Origin of the sequence: Streptomyces prasinopilosus, assembly GCF_001419695.1 — a bacterium.
Classification (GTDB): Bacteria; Actinomycetota; Actinomycetes; order Streptomycetales; family Streptomycetaceae; genus Streptomyces; species Streptomyces prasinopilosus.
This window is the reverse complement of sequence record NZ_LIRG01000672.1, coordinates 1-6455: the sequence shown is the minus strand read 5'-3', so window position 1 is coordinate 6455 and position 6455 is coordinate 1. Positions and strand designations below refer to the sequence as shown.

General features: G+C 72.5%; 4 protein-coding genes and 1 pseudogene. 4 read left to right on the top strand and 1 reads right to left on the bottom strand.

What is annotated here, in order from left to right; genetic code table 11:
- Both AOK18_RS34645 and AOK18_RS24285 read left to right on the top strand, forming a co-directional pair.
- A pseudogene (locus tag AOK18_RS34645) lies at nucleotides 1-143 on the top strand (DUF402 domain-containing protein); the annotation flags it as partial.
- Nucleotides 144-473: 330 nt separating this feature from the next.
- Nucleotides 474-2657 carry an ATP-binding SpoIIE family protein phosphatase gene (locus AOK18_RS24285; RefSeq protein ID WP_099048937.1) on the top strand — a complete coding sequence of 728 codons (2184 nt, stop codon included), beginning with the start codon at nucleotides 474-476 and terminating at the stop codon, nucleotides 2655-2657.
- Between the two features lie 113 nt (nucleotides 2658-2770).
- Here AOK18_RS24285 and AOK18_RS24280 read toward each other — a convergent pair whose 3' ends face one another.
- Nucleotides 2771-5080 carry a transglycosylase domain-containing protein gene (locus AOK18_RS24280; RefSeq protein ID WP_055695714.1) on the bottom strand — a complete coding sequence of 770 codons (2310 nt, stop codon included), beginning with the start codon at nucleotides 5078-5080 and terminating at the stop codon, nucleotides 2771-2773.
- Between the two features lie 290 nt (nucleotides 5081-5370).
- Between AOK18_RS24280 and AOK18_RS24275 the strand changes: the two genes are divergently transcribed.
- Together AOK18_RS24275 and AOK18_RS35565 are read left to right on the top strand one after the other, a co-directional pair.
- A complete protein-coding gene (locus AOK18_RS24275; RefSeq protein ID WP_055695713.1) occupies nucleotides 5371-6315 on the top strand; it encodes an SPFH domain-containing protein in 945 nt (314 codons plus the stop codon).
- On the top strand, nucleotides 6312-6455 hold a 144-nt coding region (locus AOK18_RS35565), incomplete at its 3' end, for a type II toxin-antitoxin system antitoxin (RefSeq protein WP_478078852.1). The genes AOK18_RS24275 and AOK18_RS35565, both read left to right, overlap by 4 nt.

Below are 6455 nucleotides of genomic sequence, written 5' to 3'. Positions count from 1 at the left end.
CGGGCCGGGACGCGGTGGCCGTGATCTCCCGGTGGGGGGCCCCGTTCTCGGACGGCTGGCAGAACTGGCGTCCCGACCCGGCCTGGACGGTACCTTCACTGCCACCGGACTGGGACCGCACGCCCGCGCATCTGTCGTCATGAGACTCTTGATGCACCCCGGGGCAGGAAACGTAGGATCGTCCTCCGCAAGACACCGGGTGACGACAACTCCCGGAACACGCGCTGGGCTTGACCGAACGTCACCGAGGGGCGGCAGGACGTGAGCGAGGGGTACGGCACCACCGGTGCGAACCGGGGACGGCCGGCAGGCGGCACAGGAGCAAGCGCTCACCACGCGGGGATTTTGTTCCGGGGGCACGCGTTTCGGGTATCGGAGTTCCGGCGGGACGTACGGTGTGCACGGTGTGCGTCCCCGGCCCCACGCCCACACGAGGAACGGGCCGCGGCCCCGGACGGATGGACTCGACACGCGTGACGGAGCAGCCGACCTCCTGCGAGCGCCCGGATCCGGGCGCCACCCCCGCGGACGCCCCCGGGGCGTTCCCGCCTGCCCCGGCCCACGGGCCCGGCCCGGCCCCGTCGGCGTCCTCGGCGGCGTCGGACACGGCCGGCCACGGCGCCGAGCACTCCCAGCCGCACGCCGGACAGGAGTCCGGACCCGACACCCATCGACCTCGGCCCGCGGCGGAGGGCATACCGCTCCAGCCGGCCGGAGGACGGAAACCCGACGTGCACGACCACCCGGCAGCGGACCACCCGGCAGCGGACCATTCGGCGGCGGCTCCTCCGGCCCCCCGCGGTGCGCCCGAGGAGCAGGCGGACCGGAAGCCCGGCGACCAGGACCGGACGGACCGGGACCGCGGGTCCCAGGACCGCTCCGCACCCGTCCCCGAGGGCCCCGAGCGCCGCACCGGCCAGATCACCCCGCCCGGGAAGCCCACCCCGATGCGGCGGGACGGGGACCGGCTGAGGTTCGTCGGCGCCGCGACCCGGCGGATCGCCCGCGGCATCGATCTCGAAGAGATCGTGATGGGCCTGTGCCGGGCCACCGTGCCCACCTTCGCCGACACCATCCTGGTCTACCTGCGCGAACCGCTGCCGGTCGGCGACGAGCGGCCCACCGGCCCGCTGGTGCTGCGGCTGCGGCGCAGCGACCGGATCCCGGCCGAGCGCGACACCGAGGGCGGTTTCGTGCCGGCCGCCGCGCCCGCGCCCTCCGAGCTGGACTCCCTCGGCTCGGAGCGGTGCACGGTGCGGCCCGGCAGCGCGCTCGCCGAAGTGCTGCGCGGCGTACGGCCGGTGTTCACGGACGCGCCCGCCGCGCGCGCCGCGCTGCCCGAACTCCTCGGCGAGGGCGCCGAGTCGGCCGTCCCCGACGGTCAGCGGGCGATCCTCGCGCCGCTGCGCGGCCGGCGCCGGGTGATCGGCGCGGCCCTGTTCCTGCGCGGCCCCGACCGCATCGCCTTCGAGGCCGACGACCTGCTGGTGGCCGCCCAGCTCGCCACGCACAGCGCCCTCGGCATCGACAAGGCGGTGCTGTACGGGCGGGAGGCGTACATCGCGGACGAGCTGCAGCGGACCATGCTGCCGGAGAACCTGCCGCGCTGCACCGGTGTGCGGCTGGCCTCCCGCTACCTGCCGGCCGCCGAGACCGCGCGCGTGGGCGGTGACTGGTACGACGCCATCCCGCTGCCCGGCAGCAGGGTCGCGCTGGTCGTCGGCGACGTCATGGGGCACTCCATGACCTCCGCCGCGATCATGGGGCAGCTGCGCACCACCGCCCAGACCCTGGCCGGGCTCGACCTGCCGCCGCAGGAGGTGCTGCACCACCTGGACGAGCAGGCGCAGCGGCTCGGCGCGGACCGCATGGCGACCTGCCTGTACGCGGTGTACGACCCGGTCGCGCACCGCATCACCATCGCCAACGCCGGTCATCCGCCGCCCATCCTGCTGCCCATCGGCGGGCGGGCCGAGGTGCTGCGGGTGCCCGCGGGCGCCCCGATCGGCGTGGGCGGCGTGGACTTCGAGGCGGTCGAGCTGGACGCGCCCGCCGGGGCGACGCTGCTGCTCTACACGGACGGCCTGGTCGAGTCCCGGCTGCGGGACGTGTGGACGGGCATCGACCAGCTGCGCGACAGGCTCGCCGCGACCGCGCAGCTGACCGGCCCGGACCATCCGCCGCCGCTGGAGGCGCTGTGCGACGAGGTGCTCGACATGCTCGGTCCGGGCGACCGGGACGACGACATCGCGCTGCTCGCCGCCCGCTTCGACGGGATCGCGCCGAACGACGTGGCGTACTGGTTCCTCGAGCCGGAGGACGCCGCTCCCGGCCGGGCCCGCCGGCTGGCCCGCAAGGCGCTGTCCCGGTGGGGCCTGGAGGACCTGAGCGACTCGGTGGAGCTGCTGGTCAGCGAGGTGGTCACCAACGCGGTGCGGTACGCCTCCCGCCCGGTCACCCTGCGGCTGCTGCGCACGGACGTCCTGCGCTGCGAGGTCGGTGACGACGTGCCCCAGCTCCCGCGGCTGCGCCAGGCCCGCGCCACGGACGAGGGCGGTCGCGGCCTCTACCTGGTCAACCGGCTGGCCCGCCGCTGGGGCGCGACCCGGCTGAGCACGGGCAAGGTGGTGTGGTTCGAGCTGAACCACGGCAACTGAGCCGCGGCGTCCGCGTCACGGTGCCCGGGCCGCGGTGCCCGGAGGGTGCCGGCGGGACGGGGTGGGGGGCGCCCGGTCCCGTCACCGGGCGCCCCCCACGCCGTTCGCCTCCCCTACTGCTTCTGCTGCCCCTGCCGCTCCTCGTCGCCCCCGGTCTCGTCCGGGCCGGTCGGAACCTCGATGGTGGGCGGGGTGAAGGTCGGCTCCGCCGGTGCCGTGGTCGTCGGTTCCCCGGTGGTGGGCTCGGTCGTCGTCGGTTCCTCGGTCGGTTCCTCGGTGGTCGGAGCCTGCGAGGTCGGTTCCTCGGTCGTCGGCTCCTCGGACGGCGACGAGGACGGCGACGCGGGCGCCGACGAGGACGGGGGCGGGACGACGGCCGCGCCCTGGTCGGTCTCCAGGTCGAACCTGCTGGCCTTCTCCATCACGCCGAAGGTGTACGCGGACCAGATCTGCGCCGGGAAGCCGCCGCCGTTGACCCGGGGCTGGCCGCCCGCGCCGTACATCTCGACCTGCGGGTGCGGGGGCTTGTCGTCCTCGCCGAACAGGCCGACCGTGGTGACCAGGTCGGGGGTGTAGCCGGCGAACCAGGCCGACTTGTTGTTGTCGGAGGTGCCCGTCTTGCCGGCGACCTGCTGGCCGCCGCGCAGCGGGTTGTCGCGGACCGCCGTGCGGGCGGTGCCGTCGTCGACCACGCCGGTCAGGATGGAGGTCACCGTGTCGGCGGCCTCGCGGCTGATGACCTGCTCGCCGACCGCGTCCGGGACGGTGACGGTGCGGTTGAGGTGCTCGGCCGACTTGATGATGGCCGGGGTGGTCCGCTTGCCGTGGTTGTCGAGGGTGGCGTAGACGGCGGCCATGTCCATCGGGCTCGCGCCCATGGAGCCCAGGGTCTGCGCGGGCACCGCCTCCAGGTCCTCGACGTCCATGCCGAGCCTGCCCGCGGTCTCCATCACCTTCTTCATCCCGACGTCGACGCCCATCTGCGCGAAGACGGAGTTGACGGACTTGTTCATGGCGGTCTGGACGGTGATGTCGCCGTAGTCCGCGTCGTCCTCGTTCTCCGGGGCGAAGCCGACCTCCGTGCCGTTGTCCACGACGGGGCGCTCGCTGGTGCCGTCGTAGACCGTGCCGGCCGCGATCGGCCGGCCGTCCTGGGTCTCGGCCCCCTCCTCGACGGCGGCGGCCAGGATGACCGGCTTGAAGGTGGAGGCGGGCTGGTAGTCGGCGCGGGTGGCGTTGTTCGTGAAGTGCTTGAGGTAGTCCACGCCGCCGTACAGCGCCACGACCGCGCCGGTCTTCGGGTCCACGGAGACGGCACCGGCCTGGATGTCGGCGTCGACCTTGCGTTCCTTCGGGTCCAGCTTGTCGGTCAGCTGGGTCCTGACCGCCGTCTCCAGCGCCTTCTGCTTCTTCTTGTCGATGTTGAGGGTGACGGTCCAGCCGCCGAGGTCGACCAGGGCGTCGGCCTCCTTGGCGTCCGCGGCGGTGCCCTCCTCGACCAGCCGGCGCTTCAGCGCGGCGTTGGCCTCGGTCACCAGGTAGCCGATCTGGCCGGCCTGGCCGGGGTTGCCCCGGGGGTCCTTCGGCACCGGGAACTTCATGCCGGACCGCTCGGCGGCGTCCAGCCACTTCTGTCCGACCATGTTGTCCAGGACGTAGTTCCAGCGGTTCTTGACGAGCTTCTTGCCGGTGTCCGAGGCCACCGCCCAGTCGTACTGGCTCGGCGCCTGGAGGAGCGCGGCGAGGTAGGCGCCCTGTTCGACGGACAGGTCCTCGGCGTCGACGCGGTAGTAGGCCTGGGCCGCGGCCTGGACTCCGTAGGCGCCGCGGCCGTAGTAGCTGGTGTTCATGTAGCCGGCGAGGATGTAGTCCTTGGACTTCTCCTGGTCCAGCTTCAGGGAGATGACGAGCTCCTGGAGCTTGCGCGAGACCGTCTGCTCCTGGGTCAGGTAGTAGTTCTTCACGTACTGCTGGGTGATCGTCGAACCGCCCTGCGCGCCCTTGCCCGAGAGGGTGTTGAGCAGACCGCGCGCCGTGCCCTTGAGGTCGACGCCGGCGTCGTTGTAGAACGACTTGTTCTCGGCGGCGACGAACGCCCGCTGGACCGGCTTGGGGACCTGCGCCAGGTCGACGACCTCACGGTTGATCTCGCCGTCGCGGGCCATGACCGAGCCGTCGCTGTACTTGTAGACGTTGCTCTGCTGCTGGGCGTCGGCGTTCCCCTCGGGGATGTCGATCAGCATGTACAGCACGATGAAGGCGCCCATGCCGAGCAGGCAGAGGCCGAAGGCCGTGCCGAGGATCTTCTTCCAGGTGAAGAGGCGGCGTATCCGGCCCCGGCCGTTCCCGTCCGACGAACGGCCCCCGGATGCCGCACGGTGCCCCCCGCGCTGCCGTGCGCGTCGTTCTTCCGCTCGTCCCATGGGTCCGCTCTGCTCCGCTTCGCTCGTGTGTACCGGCGAAGCACAGGGGTTCGCCGATCAGGTCAACTCAGCAAGCTAACACCGGAAGCTATGACAAACAGCTGCCGATCCGGCCTTTACGGGCGTGACAATCAGCACCTGTCCCGCCGGAACCTCCCCTCACCCCACCAGAACCGACGTGCGAAACCTGTCCATGGTTGCCGCGGGCTGTTAAAGTGATATCACTTGGATAGACAGGCGCTAGCGGGACGCATCATCCGCGCGGCGCCGCGAGAGGCGGGGGATCATCGATGTCCACACACGACACGCAGGCGGCGCCGGTCACGGCCGACGTCCCCGAGATGCCGGCCCCGCGCGTGCAGGAGACGACGGCGCACAGCATCGGCGGCGGGCTGGCCCTGGTGCTCGGTCTGGCCGGACTGCTGCTCGGCGTCGGGATGACCATCAGTGCCACCGCGGTCAGCGGGAACGCGGGGAAGGCATTGCTGATCGTCCTCGGCGTCCTGATCGCCGTCGCCGCGTTCCTCGCCATGTGCGGGCTGAACATGGTGGCGCCGGGTGAGGCCCGGGTGGTCCAGCTCTTCGGCCGCTACCGGGGCACGATCCGGCAGGACGGCCTGCGCTGGGTGAACCCCTTCACCTCGCGCACCAAGATCTCGACCCGGGTCCGCAACCACGAGACCGCGGTCCTCAAGGTGAACGACGCCTACGGCAACCCGATCGAGCTGGCCTCGGTCGTGGTGTGGCGGGTGGCGGACACCGCCCAGGCCACCTTCGAGGTGGACGACTACGTCGAGTTCGTCTCCACCCAGACCGAGGCCGCCGTCCGGCACATCGCCATCGAGTACCCCTACGACGCCCACGAGGAGGACGGCCTCTCGCTGCGCGGCAACGCCGAGGAGATCACCGAGAAGCTCGCGGTCGAACTGCGCGCCCGGGTGGACGCGGCCGGCGTCGACATCATCGAGTCCCGCTTCACCCACCTCGCCTACGCCCCCGAGATCGCCTCCGCGATGCTCCAGCGGCAGCAGGCGGGTGCGGTCGTGGCGGCCCGGCAGCTGATCGTGGAGGGCGCCGTGGGCATGGTCGAGACCGCGCTGGCCCGGATCGCCGAGCAGGACATCGTGGAGCTGGACCCCGAGCGCAAGGCCGCGATGGTGTCCAACCTGATGGTGGTCCTGTGCGGTGACCGCGCCGCGCAGCCGGTCCTCAACACCGGGACCCTCTACCAGTGACCGCCCCGTCCGGCCCCGGGGGCCAGACCCCTCGGCGCGGGCCGCAGCAGCGCAAGCAGGTGCTGCTGCGGCTGGACCCGCTGGTGCACGAGGCACTGGCGCGGTGGGCGAACGACGAGCTGCGCTCGGCGAACGCCCAG